This window comes from Ottowia thiooxydans (assembly GCF_040548795.1).
In the GTDB taxonomy this organism is placed as follows: domain Bacteria; phylum Pseudomonadota; class Gammaproteobacteria; order Burkholderiales; family Burkholderiaceae_C; genus Ottowia; species Ottowia thiooxydans_A.
The window spans coordinates 717,265-734,955 of sequence record NZ_JBEPSH010000001.1; the positions used below are offsets into that span (position 1 = coordinate 717,265).

The window sequence follows — 17,691 nt, forward strand, 5'->3', positions numbered from 1 at the left end:
TGACTCAAACCATGGCCACATCTCAATGGACAGCTCTCCTGAAAAATCGCCTGGCCACCAGCTTGGTGTCATTATTCTTCCTGAGTGCAGCCACGGGAGCGCATTCGCAGTCGGTGTTTCCGGATACGAAGTGGCTGGTTTCGAGCGAAGCTGATCAAGCGCCCGTCTGGTCGTCAGAAAAGTTCAAGCTTGCAGATGAATATGCGGCGTCCATCCGCTCTGACGCTTATCTGGTCATTCATCGCGGTCGCCTGGTACATACATACGGCGACATCACTCAGCCAATGAACCTGGCATCGGTTCGCAAAAGCGTGCTGAGCATTTTGTATGGAATCTATGTGGATCGTGGGCGCATTGATCTGAACGAGAGCCTTGCCGACCTCAATATCACGGATAAGGGTGGACTCAGTGCCACTGAGCGCACTGCCACCGTGCGCCAGCTCCTGCAGGGAAGGTCTGGCGTCTACCACCCGGCCGCCTACGAAACAGCGGAGGCGAAAAAAGAGCGGCCTGCCCGCGGAAGCCATGCCCCTGGACAATTCTGGTATTACAACAATTGGGATTTCAACACCCTGGGGACGATCTTTCAGCAAAAGACCGGAAAAAGTGTCTATGAAGCCTTCAAGGCCGATTTAGCCGATCCCCTGCAGCTTGAAGATTTTCGCTACCCAGAGGACTTGGAACTCGTCTACGAAAGAGCCTCCGACCACCCTGCCTACGTCATGAAGCTGTCCGCACGCGATCTTGCACGCATAGGACTGCTGGTCAGTCGCGGCGGCCAGTGGAGAGGCAAGGACATAGTGAGTTCAAACTGGCTACAGGAAAGCACCACCGCGTACAGCACAGTCGGACGGGGCTTGAATGGATACGGATACATGTGGTGGGTTCCACAGAAGGCCTTCCCTTTCTGGCGCCATTCGGGCAATCAACTCGCTTTCGCCGTAGGCACGGGTGGGCAGTTCATGTTGATTGACCGCGTGCGAGATATCGTAATCGTGCATCGGGTGAACAACGGCAGACCCTGGTTCATGCGATACGAAGTGACCGGAGAGCAATTTGCCCAGCTTGCTGCGCGCATTCTCGCGGCAGCGCCTGAGGAGGTGCTGCGGCTACCGTCCCCCTGAAGAACGATTCTCAAGCCTAGGGACAGGCTTTCTTCGCTCCCCCTTCGAGACATGTGGTTTTCTGCGCCCACTCTCTGGGTGGTACGCAGCCCCGAAACCTGGGACGCACGCTCGTCACCTACCACTTTCGCATTCTGGCTGGCCTGCGTATATTCAAGTCTTATCTCCGGATGCTCCGTAAACAGTGCTTTTAAACCAGCACCAAATCGGTGCAAATGACGCCTACTTGCCGCTGTTCGACGTGTGATATCCACTGCGAGTCAGTAAAAGCGGGCATCAACGGTACAAATTTCAATACTGAATCAGTATTATTTAATTCTCCATCTAAGGAAAAGAATGATGAAAAATGACTGGCAACCAAGACGTCGCTTCAGTCTGCTGACGATGAGCTTATTGAGCGCCGTTGGCCTGGTGGCGTGCGGCGGCGGCGGCGACGGCTCCAGCAGCAGTGCTTACAGCGACCATCCGCCAACGCGCGTTGCGCCCGTGCTGGCTGACAGCACTATTCCTGCCACATTGGCTCCGAGCGCAGCTGGAGCGAAATCTTCCAGCGCGCTGATGGCAAAGGCTTCAAACCTGCCTCCTATCTCCACGGTTGACCCCAGCACCGTGCTTGGCGGGGGGGCGGTCACCAACCCCTTCCAGCCAGCCAACAAGAACTTCAAGCTGGTCGAAGGCATGGCCGGCCGCCCGCTGCCTACTGGTAAGTGGTACAAGTCCTTCTTCTATCAAAGTCCCCGGAACATGGATGTGCCCCTGGGAGTGCCTGGCGATTCGCGTGAGCAATCCGTCTTCGCATTCCCCAACCAGGCATGGCTGGATGATCGGTCCGGCATGGTCAACGTGGCATTCCCGCGCAAGCGCTATATCCCTCAACCGGGTGCGCCGCTGGATATGTCCAATCCATACTACGTCGATGCTGCGCCGTACATCATGGTGCCATCGCCCAATCCGGACCTGCAGCTGACTTACCTGCCTGCAGCCGAAGGACGGCTCACTCGCCGTATCGACCACAAGGACGAGCTGACGATCGCCACTTCCTGGTACGGCAAATCCGCCAACGGTGCGGGCCTGCCCAGCATGCAGTTGATCATGGCCGTAGGTTCGCCCTACATCACGGCCAAGTATTCCAATCTGCGTCCTCAGATTGGGCTGGGTCAAGGCATCCGCGCACAAGAGGCCAAGGACCCTGTCACCCGGCTCCCTACTGACCCAGGCAATGGCGACCCCAACAAGTGGGAAGCAATCCCCGAAATCCAGGCCATCTCTGCCGACAATGGAGAAATCCAGCCGTTTGCTGAAAACGGAGGCGCGCCCACAACGCCAGACTTGACGGGCAAGAAGTTCCGATTTGTATATCGTACTTCCGACAACTCCGTCAGTTCTGACCCGAACCTGGCGTTCATGCAACGCGTGATGGTGGTCTATACCTCCTCTCAAGTCACCTTGAAGTGGGATATTCCTTCGCGCACCTATGTGTTCAGCGAGCCCTTCAACGGCACCGTGCGGGTGGCGTTCGTGAACGAACAACCCGCCGGTCCGGCACCGGCTCCTACGCTCGTGAGCTACCCGACTGAGGAGGCTTTGCTCGACAAACATTCCGTCGAGTACCCCGTCACCTCGACCATCAACCTGCAATACACAGGTGGCAACGACGCCACCGTGCGCTACGGCTGGAACACGGAAACCCTTGATGGTTCAACCGCCGGCGGTCAGCGTCTGCTGATGGTGGCGTTCGATCAGCTGCACCTCAAGTCGATGAACAACGCCAATACCGTAGGGCTGAAGTACCGCTCCAACTTCGGCACCATGACCGGCGTGGTGGGCAACTCCTGGACGCAGACCCTGAAAATCCCAGGTGTATTGCAAGAATCCACTCAGGCCGAGCGTCTTTGGCAAGGTGCGGGCACCATCAAGGCGTCTGACCGTGCAGCCGTACTTGCCTCGCTGAAGGCCGACGCGGCCACCGCCAAAGGCTATATCGCTCATTGCAACTACGAGTCTTATCTCTGCGGCAAATATGTAGGCAACATTTCACGCCTGGTGCTCATCGCAGCCCAATTGGGAGACGAGGCCAAGGACACCCGCAATGAGATGCTCGACTTCCTGAAGTCGACTCTCAACCCGTGGTTTGACGCCAAGGACGCCGACGATCCTGAATGGGGCGACAAGCTCACCAAGAAAATGCAGGACTACTTCCGCTACGACACCACCAATGGCGGCACGGTGACCAACCGTCCGTTTCTGCAGAACGACTATGAGCAAGACTTCTACAACGCCACCTACCTGGATCACATGTTCCACTACGGCTACTTCTTGTATGCCTCTGCGGTTTTGGGACGCTACGACGCCACATGGCGCGAAAAGTACAAGGAGCCGGTAAACACCCTGGCTCGCGATATCGCCAACTACAGCAGCGACGACACGTACTTTCCTATCACCCGCACCTACGACTGGTTCCGCATGCAAAACGTGGCAGACGCAGGACCGGATGCCAATGGTGGTAACACAGAGTCTTCCAGCGAAGCTATCCACGCCAACTACGGCCTGGTGTTGTGGGGCGCCGTCACCGGCAACCCTGAGATGCAGGCCATGGGCATGGTCATGGCAGCGGGCGAAATCCGCTCTGCTCAGGCCATGTACCAGGTGACGCCAACCAACAGTGTCTTTCAGGACGTCACCCCGATTGAGATCCCATTGAAGGGTGGAGGCTCTGTCACAGCCGATCCCAATAAACTCATCACAGTGGGTATCAAGCGCTTCAATCTGACTGAAACACAGGTCTTCTTTGGCCAACGCGAGACTTATCGCGTCGGGATTCAGATCTTGCCTATCAGTCCGCTGACACCCTACATACTCTCGCAGGATTGGGCGAGCCACCATGCCAGCGCCCTGCTGCAGTTGGAGGCCAACGATACCGGCCTGTTCGACAAGCTCTTCACGGCATCTCCTGTGGGTGCTCAATGCGGAACCACGGCAACAGGCACTCCGTCACTTATGCCGGCGGCTGATTGCGCAGGCCAGGCGCGGGTGCTGTACAGCTGGCGCCAGATCATCAATTCGGTCAATGGCATGAATAACCCTGCCGCCGCTTTCGACCGCTACACCAGCTACATGGCCAAGCTGCCTCAGCAGACTTCAGCCTTCATGGCCAACTCGGTGGGCACCCCCTTCTCCTATGTGGATTCAAACACCAAGGAGGTTGTCTCGGGTACCTACGCAGCGCCAGGCGTGGATCCTGATGTATTGAAAGACGCGTCGACGCCATCAAACAATACCAATGTCTTGTGGTGGCTGTCGACGCTCAAGCAATAGACCTTCAAAGGGACTCACGGTAGCGGCGCATCGCCACTGCCCAACGTCAAAAGGCGCGATGTGTGAGACGCTCCAAAACGGAGCGCCTCACACCACAATCCCTCTTGCAGCCATTGGCGGCTGGGCATCAGTTTCAATTAATCCTGAGCAATTGAATTGCTCAGGATTTTTTTATCCCTGCTCGCTTGACGACGCATCGTTCCGAGATGCGAAAAGATCGCTTGATGGGAGCAATTGATATTCAAAAGGTACCTGAATAAGCTCCCCTCAGCAAACTCATGCGAAGCAAGGAACCACGATGCCCGATAGCCCACGTTTTTCTCCCATCCACGCCGTCTCAATCGGCGAGGCATCCATGCTGTTCGTCTCTGGGATCACCGCGGGAACTGCAGCGCCCTACGATGCGGAGGCTCAGACACGGATCGTTTTTGACAAGATCCGCGCCCTCCTCCATGCGCACGGCTCGGATCACCACGATATCCGCAAGCTCACCGTTTTCCTCACGGACATCCGGGAATACTCCCAGTTCAGCAACGTGCGCAACGAGCTATTTTCCGACGTGGAGATCCCCCCCGCAAGTTCGGCAGTCGAGGCACGGCTAGGCACGCCATCAGTTCGCGTGGAAATCGAAGCTATTGCAGTACGCCGCAACGTCTGAGCTCGCGAAGGAAATTGCCCATGACCACGCTCCCCCCTCAAACCGAAATTGGCTTCTCCGACTTCGTCGCTCAATCCTGGGACGACATGCTCTCTGCCTGCACGCGCTGCGGCAAATGCGTAGAGGTCTGCCCGGTTGTTCCATTCGCCCCCGGCATGGCACTTGCAGACCCCGTCCAGGTGGTCACCGGAGTGCTCGACTTCATGCGTGACTCGGTCCCCCTGCCCGAGACGTCTGCCACGTGGATCCGGCAATGTAATGGCTGTGGCGATTGCATCCCCGCTTGTCCGGAGGGTGTCAACCCACGCAAGATGCTGATGATGAGCTGCTCCAAGGTCGCTGAGGTCCACAATCCCACGCCTCATGTATTTCGAAAAATGGCGCGAGCGATCCGAATCATGGTGTCGATGCAACTCGTTCCGGCGGACGTCGCACGCTTGCTTCGGCCTCCTCAGGCACGCGATGTCGATGTGGTGTTCTACACCGGCTGCAACCCAATCCGAACCCCACATGTGTTATTCAACGTCATGACCGTTCTGGACCACTTGGACATCGAATACGAGGTCATGGGCGGCCCTTCCGCATGCTGCGGCATCGTTTACAGCAAATGGGAAGGCGATCTGAAGAAAGGTGGCCGAGTGGCGGAGCAGACCCTGCATCGCTTCGGCGATTTCAAGCCGCAGAAGGTTTTGAGCTGGTGCCCCTCCTGCCAGATCCATCTGGGCGAGACGATCAAGGGCTATCGCGAAGTGAAATTCGACTTCGACCACATCACCCAGTTTCTGTTGGAGCGTGAAGACGATCTTATCGCCCGCTTCAACACCCCCGTTAACAAGCGGGTTGTGGTCCATACTCACCATGGCCTGCCCGAGGTGGGTCAGGCCGTGCTGCGCTTGCTTCGCGCCATACCCGGCCTGACCATTGTCGAGGAGGCCGAGGAGCCGGGCTACATGTGTGGCGCATCAGGCTCCGACCGATCTCCCGAGCTCAAGGCACACGTGCGCAAGGACACGATCACGCTTTGCAAGCGAGACGACGTGGATGCACTTGTGTCGCTATTCCATGGCTGCCATCTGCAACTGTCGAAGGAGGGTCAAACCCACGGCTTCCAGGTGGTCAACTTCACCGAGCTGCTTGTCGCAGCCCTTGGAGAGCAGCCGTGCCCAGACACAGTTGAGCCCTTCCGCCAGCTCAACGACTGGCGGGCCATGGTTCTGGAGGCCGGCCCTATGCTAAAAGCGAACGGTATCAATATGGACCCGGAAGAACTCGCAGCGGTGCTGCCGGAGGTGTTTACTTCAGCTGAGTTCCGAGGTGGGCTCTGCAGTTTCGCGCCCCAGTGATCCCAAGCCACCGAGGCAGCGAAGCTGCCTCGGAAGGCTTCTCCGTCAAGCGGCGGTGTACGCACCGTCCACGTTCCAGGCCGCCCCACGAGTTTGCGCCGCTTCATCCGAAACGAAGTAGGCCACCAATGCGGCCACCTGCTCAAGTGTCACGAAAGCCTTCGAAGGCTGCTTGACTAGCAGACGGCGCGTAGCTTCCTCCCGGTCAACCCCATCGGCCGCCATCCGAGCCTGTAACTGGCGTTCCACCAACGGCGTGAGCACCCAGCCTGGGCAGACTGCGTTACAGGTGATGGCGGACGTGGCCGTCTCTAGCGCGGTGACCTTGGTCAGCCCCAAGAGCCCGTGTTTGGCGGCCGCGTACGCAGACTTCATTGGTGCCGCCACAAGACCACTTACTGAGGCGATGTTGACGATTCGGCCCCAATGATGTTGCCGCATAAGCGGCAAAGCCAGGCGCGTGGTGTGGAAAGCTGCGCTGAGGTTGACGGCGAGAATGGCGTCCCACCGCTCCACCGGAAAGGCCTCCAGCGGCGCGACATGCTGGATGCCCGCATTATTTACAAGAATGTCCAAGCGTCCGTGAAGCTCGATTACTTTGGTCATCATGCGTTCGATCTCGGCGGGTTGTACAAGATCTGCCATGACATGCTGAGCGTTAGGAGCTCCACTGTGCATCAGCTCTTGCTCAAGGTCGGCGATCTGTGCCGTCTCGCCGAAGCCATGCAGGACGATGCGGCATCCGCCTCGCGCCAGACGCCGCGCAATAGACAAGCCGATTCCGCTGGTGGAGCCCGTGACCAAGGCCACCCGGCCTGCCAAACCTGTGGTGAGAGCGCTCATGCGGGCTGCCCGGCAGCGGTCTCGTTGAGACTGGCCACCGTTTCCACAGTTGCCGGAAGAAGGCTCAAGCGTACGAGAGCATCGACAGCCACCACGCCATCTGCGCGCGCGATCAAAGGGTTGATTTCCAATTCATCGAGGTCGCCGCCCAACGCACAGGCCGCATCGGATACGCACGCAATGGCCTTCACCAGCAAGGTCATGTTCACCTGCTCGGAACCTCGTAAACCCTCCAGCAACGGCCAACCCTTAAGGCGCCGCACCAGGACAGTTGCGATTTCCTCCGTGACTGGCAGTGGTGCATGCACCACGTCGCCAAACACCTCCGTCCATACGCCCCCCATGCCTAAAGTCATCATGAGGCCAAAGACCGGATCGCGTACAACACCCACCAACAATTCTGTGCCGGCCGCTTCCTGCTTCTGCACCAACACGCCTGTAACCCTCGCCTGGGGTTGTCTATCGGTCACGCTTTGCAGCACACTGGTAAAGGCGGTCTGCACAGCACCGTCATCGATCAAGTTCAGGCGCACCCCCCCGATATCCGATTTATGAGCGATGTCGGCGCTCAGCACCTTCAGTACCACGGGGTAGCCAATAGCTTGCGCAGCCTCCACCGCCGTCGGCGCCGTGAGCGCCACGCGCTCGCGAGCCACAGGCAAGCCGAACTCGGCCATCAACCGTTTCGCGCGATGTTCGTCAATCGTCTGTTCTCCATCGCGGCGAGCTTCACTCACGATCTCCCTCGCCACCACCTCTAGATTCGCGGGGCGAGTGGTGCGAAGACGACCAACGTGGCGTCGACGGTTTTCGTGCCAATGGGCCAGGCTGGCCAACGCACGCACCGCGCGTGTGGTGTCATCGAAGACCGGAACGCCGGCTGCCTCGAGCATCTCGCGCGAGGCCACCTTGCCGGTGGAAATGGCCGCCACCAACCTACCTGAAACCTTGGACACCGCGGCCAGTCCCTCGGACATGCGGTCGATCAGGAAGCCCGGCGCATAGATCACTGCAAAGTCCACCTCGCCTGATGCGAAGAGCGTCTCAAGCGCCTGGGCCGCAAACTGGTGACGGTTGACGATATTTCCCGTGAAGTCCACGGGATTGTGAACCATTCCGAAGCGCGGGATGCCTTCGCGAAGCGCCTCACGCACAGGTGCGCTCAGCTCGGGCAAGTCGATGCCGGACTGCGTGAATGCGTCGGCCAGCAACGCGCCGATGGCTCCGGAAATGGTGAGGACGGCCACGCGCGAACCGCTGGCGCGTTGGCGAAAGCGCCCCAGGTAGGCTACATCGGCAGCATGCAGAATATCGTGTGCTGGAACCACGCAAAGCCGCTCGAACATCGCACGGTACACCGCACCGGAGCCTGCGAGCGCGGCGGTGTGTGATGCCGCCGCAAGCGCTCCTTTTTCGGTTTCACCCGCTTTGAGCAAAGCCAATAAACGTCCCTCGTCGCGCAGGCGCGTTGCCACGCGTTCAAAACGTGCGCCATCGCGCAGGCCTTCGATGTAGCCAACGATGGTCTCGGTGCCGGGGCGGTCTGCCAAGTACTCCAGATACTCGGAAAACTCGACGCAGGCCTCGTTACCGGTGTTGATTACGACGTTGAAGCGCACTCCCAATTGCCGGCCAGCAGCATAGATCGCAGAGCAAATGCTCCCACTTTGCGTAACCAGCCCTGTGTCTCTCGGCTCGGCAGGCGGCTCTACAGTGCGGAAGATGGCGGTGAAAGTACTGTAGGCGTGGCTGTCCAGATTGCCGAAACCCATGCAGTTCGGACCCGCGACCACAATGCCAAGTTCCCGCGCCACTTCGACCAGTTCAGCCTGCAGAGCCAATCCTTCGACGTCGTTCGCTTCAGCGAACCCGGCGGCAAATACCACAGCGGCACGGATGCCGCGCGCGGCCGCCTGGCGCATCACGCCCACCACCTCGGGCGCAGCAACAGCGATCACGATCAGGTCGGCGGGTACGGGAAGGGATGCGATGTCAGGGTAGCAACGCAGCCCCGCAATCTCGGTGTACTTGGGGTTGATGGGGTAGATGGCGCCCTGGAAGCCGCGCTCCGTAAGCAAGGCCACGGGCATACCGCCAAGCCTGGTAAGGTCGGCCGAGGCGCCATACACCGCGATCGAGCGTGGATCGACAAGGGGTCGAAGGCGTGCAGCCTCTTCGGATGAGAAAGATGTCATGGAGGTGAACTCAGATGGGCTTCGGATCAGTGGCGTGTTCGGCCAGGGCGCGCATGACCTGCCACAAGCGAAGGTCGCGCTCGCGCTGCAGCTCCAGAGCGGAGCGACCGCCGTAGTCGTAGAAGCCGCTCCCGCTGGCAACCCCGAGTGCGCCACGGTCCACGCGATCCTGTAGTAACGCAGGGCTTCGGTTAACTGGCGCGTCGACGATGTCTGGATCGGCCAAGTTGCGCAGACTAAGGTGGAGGCCCGTGTAGTCGTAGCGTTGCATGACGCCTAAGATCTGCATGCGCGGCGCCAAGCTGGTGCGCACGGCAACGTCAAGGTCGGCGATAGAGATCACGCCCGACTCAATCATGTCGAAGGATTCGCGACCAAGTGCGCGCAATAGCCGATTGATGACAAAACCAGGAACGAACTTTTCTAGCACCACGGGTGCCTTGCCCAACGCGCGCAGCAGGGAGACGCTCTCGTCGCATAGCGAATCGGACGCGGGTTCTTGGCAGACAACTTCTACCAGCGGCAAGATGTGGGGCGGCGCAAACCAATGCGCGACCAATAACCGATGAGCCAATGCCGGGGGTGCGAGAGAAAAAACGTCCAGCGTCGAGGTGTTGCTCCAGACCACGGCGTGTGAGGGCGCTGCGTCAGCCACTTGTGTGTACACGGCGCGCTTGATGTTCCTGTCTTCCGGCACGGCTTCCACTATCAGGTCCGCGTGCGCGATGCCATCCGCGATACCGATACGTGGCGTGACCCTGGCCAGCGTAGCGCGCGCTGCTGCAGCGTCGCATACCTGGGCCTGCACCTTGAGGTCCAAGGCATCTGCCAATGATGTCATCCCGGCGTCAAGAGCGGGCTGCCGCACCTCGCAAAGGTCGATCTGGAATCCGTGCTCAGCAAAGACCAGGGCAATGCCTGGGCCCATAACGCCTGCGCCAAGTACCGCTACGCGTGCCGAACCCGGAGCAAACTCGCGCGCATTGAGTGTCAAGCCGCTGGGCCTGAACTTATGAAATGGTGCAGTCATGTCAGTGGACCACTGCAATCGCCTCCACTTCGAGCAGCAAATCTGGCCGAGCGAGGGAAGAAACACCGACCATCGTGCTGGCAGGCGGGCCATCAGATCGGAGGAAGGAGGCTCTTGCCTCTCGAATGATTCGAGCCTTGTCAGGATCCAGATCGCGGACGAAGAGGACCGTCTTGACCAGATCGTCCATGGAAGCACCCTGTGCCTGCAGAGCGCGCTGGATATTGAGGTAGACCTGATGCGTCTGCGCTGCCAAATCGCCCTCACCCACCACGCCGCCCGCACCATCGTAGGCAACTTGCCCAGACACGTAAATCGTGGTCCCACCTTCGGAGCGCGCAGTATGTGAAAACCCGTTGGGCTTCGCTAGCGAAGCCGGCTGTTGAAAGCTGTTCATGGCAACTCCTCCTACAGGGAGTTCTTCATGCCCAGGCGTGCAATAGTGCGCGCTTCCTCGGCATAAGTTTTCTTTGCCCATTCGGCATAGTCGGCCGGGCTCATGTAAATTGTGGGTTGGTCATAGCGATCGATCATTTCAACCACCTTCGGATCTGCCAGCGCCGCGCGAAAGGCGTCGTGCAAAATTTTGACCGCCGCAGGATCCATGCCGGCTGGGCCGACAATGCCAAATGGCGAGTCCGAGGCCATGTCAAAGCCCAGTTCCTTCAGCGTGCGCACCTGTGGCCAGCGCTTGGTGCGTTGGCTACCGTAGGTAACGAGCAGGCGCATCTTGCCGCTCTCCACATGCGGTGCCCATCCGGTGGTGTCGGTGCCTACCATCACATGTCCGCCCAGCAGTGCGGGCAACATGTCGGAGCTGCCCTTGAAGGGCACATGGACGATATCAATACCGGCGCGGGAAGCGAACTCGTCCATGGCCAAGTGGGGGCCCGCACCAATGCCGGTGGAACCGTAGGTTAGCTTGCCCGGGTTGGCCTTGGCGTAGGCCACTACGTCCTGCACGCTCTTGAACGGCGAGTCGGCCCGCACCACCATGCCAAAGGTGTATCCAGTCAGGTTGATGATGTAGGTGAAGTCCTTGAGCGGATCGAACGTCTGCACGCGTTGCATATGCGGCACGCGGAACATGCCCATGGGGCATTGCGTGAGCGTATAGCCGTCGGGGCGTGCCGTGCGCATGGTAGGCGCAGTCATGGTTCCTGCCGCGCCTGGCCGGTTCTCCACTATCACTGGCTGGCCGAGCACCCGTGCTGCCGCCTCTGCCAGTGAGCGAAACATCAGGTCGGTGGGACCAGCCGCCGGAAAGGGGCAATACAGGGTGATGGGCCTGGACGGAAAGGTCTGGGCTGCGGCTCCCAAGGGCAGTGAGCCAATGGCACCGGTGGCGAGAAGCAGTTCACGACGTCGCATGGAAGACTCCTGTAAGTGGGATAGGACACCAGTGACAACCTGGAGTACAGAATGCTTTCTCAGTTCCGCCTTGCGGAATTTGGTGCAATCTGAAATTAAGTTTACAGACGCAGCGGAGTCCGGTAAACCCGGTTTAGCCTTGAACACCGCTCTTTGTGCGCTCCAAAAGGTTTCATTAGCCGAACCTTGTTTTCAGTTTTCGGAACGGATGGCGCGCTCCATCCGGTTTGCGGTATCCAGCAAGCGCGGGGCGATCTGAGCCAACCGCGCGGGTGTCATGATGCTGGCAGGTCCACCGCAGTTCAGACCAAAGCACTCGCGACCATCGCCGGGATCCAAGGTAACCGCTGCCGCGCCAATGTCTGCTCCCGGCATGGAAAACACCACGCCCCGGCGCGTGAAGCTTTCCCTGGCCTCCTGCAGGCCAGCTTGCCCTTGCTCCCACTCATGCGGCGCTTCGGCGCGAAGACTGGCCAGCGCTTTGTCGCTTGTGGACTCATCCAGCGAAAACAATACTGCACGCCCGATGGCTGAGCGCGTGAGCGACAGACGAGCGCCGACGTCCAAACCCAATGTGAGTGGAGCATCTGAACGGCAGTGGGTCACGTAAACAACCCAGCCGCCACTGCGCACCGCCAATGAAACGGCCGCCTGAGCCTCGTCCGCCAAGGCTTGCATGAACGGCCGCACAATGCGACCCATTTCGAAGTGCGAAAGCACCTTGAAGCCCAGGCCCAGCACCGGTAAGCCGAGAGCATACATCTCTCGCTCGGGTGAATGCTCCAAATAGCCTAGCGTGGTAAGCGTGTACGTCAAGCGCGAAACCGTCGCTTTGGGCAAGCTGGTGCGGCGTGCAATCTCCTGGTTAGGCAACCACCTTTCCGCGCGTTCGAAACAACGCAAGACGTCCAGGCCGCGCGCGAGGGCATTCACAAAGCGGCGGTCCTCCTCAGCTTCGCTGCGGGGAGTTTTGATAGGTTTGACAATTCGTCCCAAGGGCATCTTTCTAGTTTCGCTGTGCGGAATATAGATTCAAAGTAGATAGCGAACAAGGGGTCTCTTGGCTATACTGACCTTTCAGCTCCAACTAAAAATACGACGATGAAAGCAGTGGTGTGCAAGCAGTGGGGACTTCCCGAGCTCCTTGATGTGGCCGATATCTCCCCTCCCATTCCTGGGCCGGGGCAGGTGCTGATCGAGGTACACGCAGCCGGGGTCAACTTTCCTGACACCCTCATCATTCAGCGTAAGTACCAGGTGCAACCCGAACTGCCGTTCTCGCCAGGTGGCGAAGTGGCAGGTCGCGTGAAGGCGCTCGGGCTGGGTGTCAGCAACTGGAACGTAGGCGATCGCGTGGTCGGCAGCGCTACTTTTGGTGGCTTTGCGCAGGAAGCGGTCATTGAGGCGGAACGCGTAGTACCTATACCCGAAGGAATGGACTATTCAGTCGCCGCCGCGTTTGTATTGGCCTACGGCACCACCCTGCACGCACTGAAGGACCGAGGCCGGCTGAAATCGAACGAAACACTTTTAGTGTTAGGCGCTGGTGGAGGCGTCGGCATCGCAGCAGTTGAAATCGGTAAAGCGATGGGCGCACGCGTCATCGCGGCAGCTTCAGACTCAGGCAAGCTAGAGCTCTGCATTGCCCACGGCGCAGACGCCGTCATCAACTACACCACCGAAGACCTGCGCGAACGCCTCAAGGAATTAGCACCTAACGGCATTGACGTCACCCTGGACCCTATCGGCGGTGAACGGTCTGAAGCAGCGTTTCGCTGCATGGCCTGGGAAGGGCGACATTTGGTTGTCGGATTCGCAGCTGGCGAGGTGCCCAAGATAGCCCTCAACCTCCCGCTGCTCAAGGGCGCGTCGATAGTTGGCGTGTACTGGGGCAACTTCCTGCGCCGGGACGCCGAAACAACCCGCGCGCACATGCGGGACCTTTTCGCGCTGCACGCTTCAGGCTCGGTGCGACCACCTGTTACGCGAAGCTATCGCATGGAAGAAGCCGGCCAAGCCCTGCGCGACGTGATGGAGCGGCGCGTTAAAGGCAAGGTTGTCATCCTGACGCGCTAGGATCCGGGAGTAAAGTCTTGCATCGCCTGAATGAAGACATCTCGTCGCGCAAGCTGGAGGCCCTGGTGGCATATCTTGATCACAAGACGCTCAACGCCGCCGCTGACGCGCTCAATACCAGTGCCGTGAGTGTGCACCGAGCTCTTCATTCACTGGAAGACAGTGTGCGTTGCTCGCTGTTCCGACACGAAGGCCGTGGCCTGGTCCCCACCGAAGCCGCTCACACTCTCGCGGGCGTGGCCAGGGATGTGCTCGGTAGGCTGGACCGCGGCATCGAGGCTACGCGCATCGCGGCTGGCTACGCCTCGGATCGACTCAAGATTGGATCGCTCTATTCCCTCACGAGCCATGTGCTTCCGGAGCTCATCAAGTCCATGAACCAGCGCCGGCCAAACTTGCAGTGCGAGCTGATCCTGGGAAAATCCCGCCATGAACTTCTTCCCCGACTCAAGCAAGGCCAGATCGATGCCGTGTTTGCCGAAATTCTTCCAGGTGACTCAGACCTTGTGTCTCTGCCGATGTTCGAAGACGAGTCCTATTTCGCCGCCCCGCTAAGCTCACCGCTCGCTGCGCACGAGACGATTGTGCTGTCCGAGCACGTAGGCGAGAAGTTGGTCACTCTGGCAGAGGGCCCGTTTTCAGCAGTCCATCTCGCTGAGAGATTCAAGGATTTTCACCCTTGCGTGATCATGGAAGTTCAAGACATCTTCACTCAAATGAACCTGGTGTCTAGCGGAGTGGCCTGCGCAGTGGTGCCAGGCCGCATCCGCCCCATGTACCAGCACCTGGTGAGATTCATTCCGTTTGCTGAAAGCGAAGGCGCCAGCCAGACCATCGGGTTGAGCGTCATGAAAGCGCGCGAGCGCGACCCGAACTTGTTGGCCCTGTCCTCAGTGGCGCGCATCTTTGTACGGGAACGTGAGAGTCGGGCCCCCCGCATTTAAACCCGAGCTTCTTGCGCTGGCTTATCGCTGAGCGAACGCCTTTTCAATCACGAAGTGCCCAGCTTGTCCGATCTGCGGCGAGCCTTGCAGCCCTCGCGCCTCGAGTCGCTGCGTCAGGTCCGCGAGCATGGAGGCACTTCCGCAAAGCATTACCCTGTCGGTAGCAGCATTGAGCTCCGGAAGGCCACTCACTCGAGCAAGCGTTCCATTGTCCATAAGGGTAGTGATGCGCCCCGTGGTGTGAAAACTCTCTCGCGTGACGGTGGGTAGGTAGAGCAATTGAGCTCTTACCATGTCCCCCAAGAAGCCATCCTGCGGCAGATCGTTCATAAGAAAACGAGCATAGGCAAGATCTGACACACGACGCACAGAATGCACCAGTACGATCTTGCGAAAACGTTCGTAGATGGTGGGATCCTGGATGATGCTCATGAAAGGAGCCAAGCCGGTACCGCTGCTGAATAGATACAGGTGTTCGCCGGGCAGGAGGTCATCAATCAGCAGTGTCCCAACAGGCTTGCTGCTTATCAGCACTTCGTCGCCAGCGCGGATATCCTTCAGCCGCGAGGTCAATGGGCCATTTGGCACCTTGATGCTCAGGAACTCCAGATGCTCGGCATAGTGCGGGCTGGCAATGCTGTACGCACGCATCAGCGGTCGGCCCTCAACCTCCAGCCCCAGCATCACAAAATGACCGCTGTGAAAGCGCAGTGCGGAGGAACGGCTGGTACGGAACGTGAAAAGTTCTTCATTCCAGTGGTGGATCGAGGATACGGTTTCGCGCAGTAGGCTACTCATGGCACGGCTCCTTTCTCAGGCCAACGCAGGATCGGCAGCGCCGAACGCTGCTTGGAGTTTCCCCTGTGCACCATCCCAGGCTGGAGCATCATCTGGCGGTAACCCTTTGGAGGAAATAGAACGCCACGCAGATGCGTACTTGGCGTTGAACACAGCCCAGCCACGCATGCCGTCGTCGACATCAGGACGGATCGCGTCAGCCGGGCACTCTGGCGTGCACACCCCGCAATCAATGCAAACATCCGGGTCGATGACAAGCATCGATTCGCCCTCATGGAAACAATCGACGGGGCAGACGGAGACGCAGTCCATATATTTGCATCGGATGCAGTTTTCGGTGACAACATAGGCCATGACAGAGCTTGGTAGTTGGAAAGCCTCGAAGGTACCGACCCCACCCATTGCGAACAAACACAGCGCCGCGAATTTATTCCGCTTTGCGAAAAGTTGGCTCCATCCGACGATATCGTCTCATCCATCAGCGATTCGCATCGCCCCAAAATGGAAAAACCTCCGATTTCTTTTCGGAGGCTTTTGCAGCAGTCTCAAGCAACCGGCGGGCTGGTGCCCATGCGTTGCGGATGAAACTCGCATCAATAGACATCTCGCCTGTACCGGCCCTCGATGGTCAGTTGCTCTAGAAGGGTTTCGCCCAGCGCCTGTCGCAGCGCTGCCTCCACGCCGCTCGCCATGCCCTCGCGCTGACCACAGACATAAATGGCCGCACCGTGGCTCACCCATTGCTGCATCAGTTCACAGTAAAGGCCGATGAAGTCTTGGACGTAATGCGCAGACGCTTCTGCATCCCGAGAGAATGCGCGATCCAAGCGTTTTAGCACGCCAGAGGCAAGCCAGCCCTCGAGTCTTTCACTGCACAGCGCATCAAATTGGGAAGTTCGCTCACCAAACAAGAGCCATGCAGGCCCTATGGGTTGTCCGAGCCGCTGCGCCAGCGCACGCACCTCCAGGTGTGCCATCAGTCCAGCCAATCCCGTGCCGTTACCGATCAGAATCAGGGGTACGGTGGCCCCCGGACTATGAAACTCACGGTTGCAGCGGATCTCCATTCTGAGCTCACCGCCTATGACAAGACCGTGTCCCAGCCAACCAGACCCCAGACCCCGCTGACCATCTGGCCTCAAAACCTCCCGCACCATCAATTCCGCATAACCACTCTGCGGTAATGACGCCAGTGTGTAATCGCGGCTCGTGGCTATTTCGTCGAAATTATTGGAAATCCATATCCGCCCCACGTCTCCGGCTTGCCAATGCACAGCCGGCTCCATCGGCTGCAGCACTATGTGGTGAATGGGCGCGCCAGGACTGCCGCTATTCAGGATCTCACGCCGAACCAGCATCCAACGTTGCGTAAGTGCCGACTGCCGGCTAGGCAGTGGGTCAGCAGCCAAGGTGTGGTCTGTAAAACGTTCAACGGCTTGACGCCACATGTCCAAGGCGGCAGCATGGCCGCTATCGACCTCGATACGGTTGAAGACCGAGATTGCACCCGCGGAGATCAACCAGGCGTCCAGCTGTCTGCCAAACTTGCAAAAATTCGCATAACTGCTGTCACCCAAGGCCAGAATCCCGTAGCGTAATTTCTGAAGATTGAGTGTGCCGCTCATCACCCTGGAAACGAACGCAGCGGCGTTGTCAGGTGCGTCGCCCTCGCCCGTGGTGCTGACAATAAAGAGCATGCGATTTGCCTTGCCGATATCGAGCGTACTTAGACTGTGCAAAGACCGAGCGTGGGCCGGGTAACCGCCCGCTGCCAGGTTGCGTGCCAAATCTTCAGCCAATAGAGCACCAAAGCCGCCCTGGCTCGCATAGCCAATCAACAATGCTTCAGCCTGGGCTTGAGCAGGAAGGCGCCGAGCGACCCTGCGAATGGGCTGCCAGATGCCGAGCTTATTACGCATCGGTCGGATCCACAGCGACAGCCAGAGAACACAGGCGAACGCCGCCCACATCCAGCGACTCGAGTCGACCGTCAT

15 protein-coding genes are annotated in these 17,691 nt (G+C 59.0%); 6 read left to right on the plus strand and 9 right to left on the minus strand.

Annotated elements, in window-relative coordinates; all coding sequences use genetic code 11:
• The first annotated feature begins 11 nt into the window (after positions 1 to 11).
• The 4 genes from ABIE13_RS03290 to ABIE13_RS03305 all read left to right on the plus strand — a co-directional run bounded on the left by ABIE13_RS03290 (position 12) and on the right by ABIE13_RS03305 (position 6,440).
• Positions 12 to 1,124 (plus strand): serine hydrolase domain-containing protein, encoded by a 1,113-nt coding sequence (locus tag ABIE13_RS03290; protein ID WP_354441094.1) that lies wholly within the window; start codon positions 12 to 14, stop codon positions 1,122 to 1,124.
• 336 nt (positions 1,125 to 1,460) lie between these two features.
• On the plus strand, positions 1,461 to 4,439 hold the full coding sequence (locus tag ABIE13_RS03295; protein WP_354441095.1) for a glycosyl hydrolase: 2,979 nt from the start codon (positions 1,461 to 1,463) through the stop codon (positions 4,437 to 4,439).
• A gap of 298 nt (positions 4,440 to 4,737) precedes the next feature.
• Positions 4,738 to 5,097: a RidA family protein gene (locus ABIE13_RS03300; RefSeq protein WP_354441097.1), complete on the plus strand. Its 360-nt coding sequence runs from the start codon at positions 4,738 to 4,740 to the stop codon at positions 5,095 to 5,097.
• A 20-nt stretch (positions 5,098 to 5,117) separates the two neighbouring features.
• Complete coding sequence (locus tag ABIE13_RS03305; protein WP_354441099.1) at positions 5,118 to 6,440, plus strand: (Fe-S)-binding protein; 1,323 nt, start codon at positions 5,118 to 5,120, stop codon at positions 6,438 to 6,440.
• Between the two features lie 45 nt (positions 6,441 to 6,485).
• Here ABIE13_RS03305 and ABIE13_RS03310 read toward each other — a convergent pair whose 3' ends face one another.
• The 6 genes from ABIE13_RS03310 to ABIE13_RS03335 form a co-directional block, all read right to left on the minus strand.
• Complete coding sequence (locus tag ABIE13_RS03310; RefSeq protein ID WP_354441101.1) at positions 6,486 to 7,283, minus strand: 3-hydroxybutyrate dehydrogenase; 798 nt, start codon at positions 7,281 to 7,283, stop codon at positions 6,486 to 6,488.
• Positions 7,280 to 9,478 (minus strand): acetate--CoA ligase family protein, encoded by a 2,199-nt coding sequence (locus tag ABIE13_RS03315; RefSeq protein WP_354441103.1) that lies wholly within the window; start codon positions 9,476 to 9,478, stop codon positions 7,280 to 7,282. Before ABIE13_RS03315 ends, ABIE13_RS03310 begins: the two co-directional genes overlap by 4 nt.
• Before the next feature lie 10 nt (positions 9,479 to 9,488).
• Positions 9,489 to 10,508, minus strand: coding sequence for a 3-hydroxyacyl-CoA dehydrogenase family protein (locus tag ABIE13_RS03320; protein WP_354441105.1), 1,020 nt, complete (start codon positions 10,506 to 10,508; stop codon positions 9,489 to 9,491).
• Between the two features lies 1 nt (position 10,509).
• Positions 10,510 to 10,905, minus strand: coding sequence for a RidA family protein (locus ABIE13_RS03325; protein WP_354441106.1), 396 nt, complete (start codon positions 10,903 to 10,905; stop codon positions 10,510 to 10,512).
• Positions 10,906 to 10,916: 11 nt separating this feature from the next.
• Positions 10,917 to 11,879: a tripartite tricarboxylate transporter substrate binding protein gene (locus ABIE13_RS03330; protein ID WP_354441108.1), complete on the minus strand. Its 963-nt coding sequence runs from the start codon at positions 11,877 to 11,879 to the stop codon at positions 10,917 to 10,919.
• A gap of 192 nt (positions 11,880 to 12,071) precedes the next feature.
• On the minus strand, positions 12,072 to 12,875 hold the full coding sequence (locus tag ABIE13_RS03335) for an IclR family transcriptional regulator (protein ID WP_354441109.1): 804 nt from the start codon (positions 12,873 to 12,875) through the stop codon (positions 12,072 to 12,074).
• A gap of 105 nt (positions 12,876 to 12,980) precedes the next feature.
• Between ABIE13_RS03335 and ABIE13_RS03340 the strand changes: the two genes are divergently transcribed.
• Positions 12,981 to 13,955 (plus strand): NADPH:quinone oxidoreductase family protein, encoded by a 975-nt coding sequence (locus tag ABIE13_RS03340; RefSeq protein WP_354441110.1) that lies wholly within the window; start codon positions 12,981 to 12,983, stop codon positions 13,953 to 13,955.
• Between the two features lie 17 nt (positions 13,956 to 13,972).
• Positions 13,973 to 14,899, plus strand: coding sequence for a LysR family transcriptional regulator (locus ABIE13_RS03345; RefSeq protein ID WP_354441112.1), 927 nt, complete (start codon positions 13,973 to 13,975; stop codon positions 14,897 to 14,899).
• 21 nt (positions 14,900 to 14,920) lie between these two features.
• Here the strand turns inward: ABIE13_RS03345 and ABIE13_RS03350 are convergent, their stop codons facing one another.
• The 3 genes from ABIE13_RS03350 to ABIE13_RS03360 all read right to left on the minus strand — a co-directional run bounded on the left by ABIE13_RS03350 (position 14,921) and on the right by ABIE13_RS03360 (position 17,616).
• On the minus strand, positions 14,921 to 15,697 hold the full coding sequence (locus ABIE13_RS03350) for a ferredoxin--NADP reductase (RefSeq protein ID WP_354441113.1): 777 nt from the start codon (positions 15,695 to 15,697) through the stop codon (positions 14,921 to 14,923).
• Positions 15,698 to 15,712: 15 nt separating this feature from the next.
• A complete protein-coding gene (gene fdxA, locus ABIE13_RS03355; RefSeq protein ID WP_354441115.1) occupies positions 15,713 to 16,051 on the minus strand; it encodes a ferredoxin FdxA in 339 nt (112 codons plus the stop codon).
• 239 nt (positions 16,052 to 16,290) lie between these two features.
• Complete coding sequence (locus ABIE13_RS03360) at positions 16,291 to 17,616, minus strand: sulfite reductase subunit alpha (protein ID WP_354441117.1); 1,326 nt, start codon at positions 17,614 to 17,616, stop codon at positions 16,291 to 16,293.
• Between the last annotated feature and the right edge of the window lie 75 nt (positions 17,617 to 17,691).

Coding starts and splice junctions, on each gene's coding strand:
- ABIE13_RS03290 (WP_354441094.1), top strand. CDS start 12: ATGGCCACATCTCAATGGACAGCTCTCCTGAAAAATCGCCTGGCCACC.
- ABIE13_RS03295 (WP_354441095.1), top strand. CDS start 1,461: ATGATGAAAAATGACTGGCAACCAAGACGTCGCTTCAGTCTGCTGACG.
- ABIE13_RS03300 (WP_354441097.1), top strand. CDS start 4,738: ATGCCCGATAGCCCACGTTTTTCTCCCATCCACGCCGTCTCAATCGGC.
- ABIE13_RS03305 (WP_354441099.1), top strand. CDS start 5,118: ATGACCACGCTCCCCCCTCAAACCGAAATTGGCTTCTCCGACTTCGTC.
- ABIE13_RS03310 (WP_354441101.1), bottom strand. CDS start 7,283: ATGAGCGCTCTCACCACAGGTTTGGCAGGCCGGGTGGCCTTGGTCACG.
- ABIE13_RS03315 (WP_354441103.1), bottom strand. CDS start 9,478: ATGACATCTTTCTCATCCGAAGAGGCTGCACGCCTTCGACCCCTTGTC.
- ABIE13_RS03320 (WP_354441105.1), bottom strand. CDS start 10,508: ATGACTGCACCATTTCATAAGTTCAGGCCCAGCGGCTTGACACTCAAT.
- ABIE13_RS03325 (WP_354441106.1), bottom strand. CDS start 10,905: ATGAACAGCTTTCAACAGCCGGCTTCGCTAGCGAAGCCCAACGGGTTT.
- ABIE13_RS03330 (WP_354441108.1), bottom strand. CDS start 11,879: ATGCGACGTCGTGAACTGCTTCTCGCCACCGGTGCCATTGGCTCACTG.
- ABIE13_RS03340 (WP_354441110.1), top strand. CDS start 12,981: ATGAAAGCAGTGGTGTGCAAGCAGTGGGGACTTCCCGAGCTCCTTGAT.
- ABIE13_RS03350 (WP_354441113.1), bottom strand. CDS start 15,697: ATGAGTAGCCTACTGCGCGAAACCGTATCCTCGATCCACCACTGGAAT.
- fdxA (WP_354441115.1), bottom strand. CDS start 16,051: ATGGCCTATGTTGTCACCGAAAACTGCATCCGATGCAAATATATGGAC.
- ABIE13_RS03360 (WP_354441117.1), bottom strand. CDS start 17,616: ATGCGTAATAAGCTCGGCATCTGGCAGCCCATTCGCAGGGTCGCTCGG.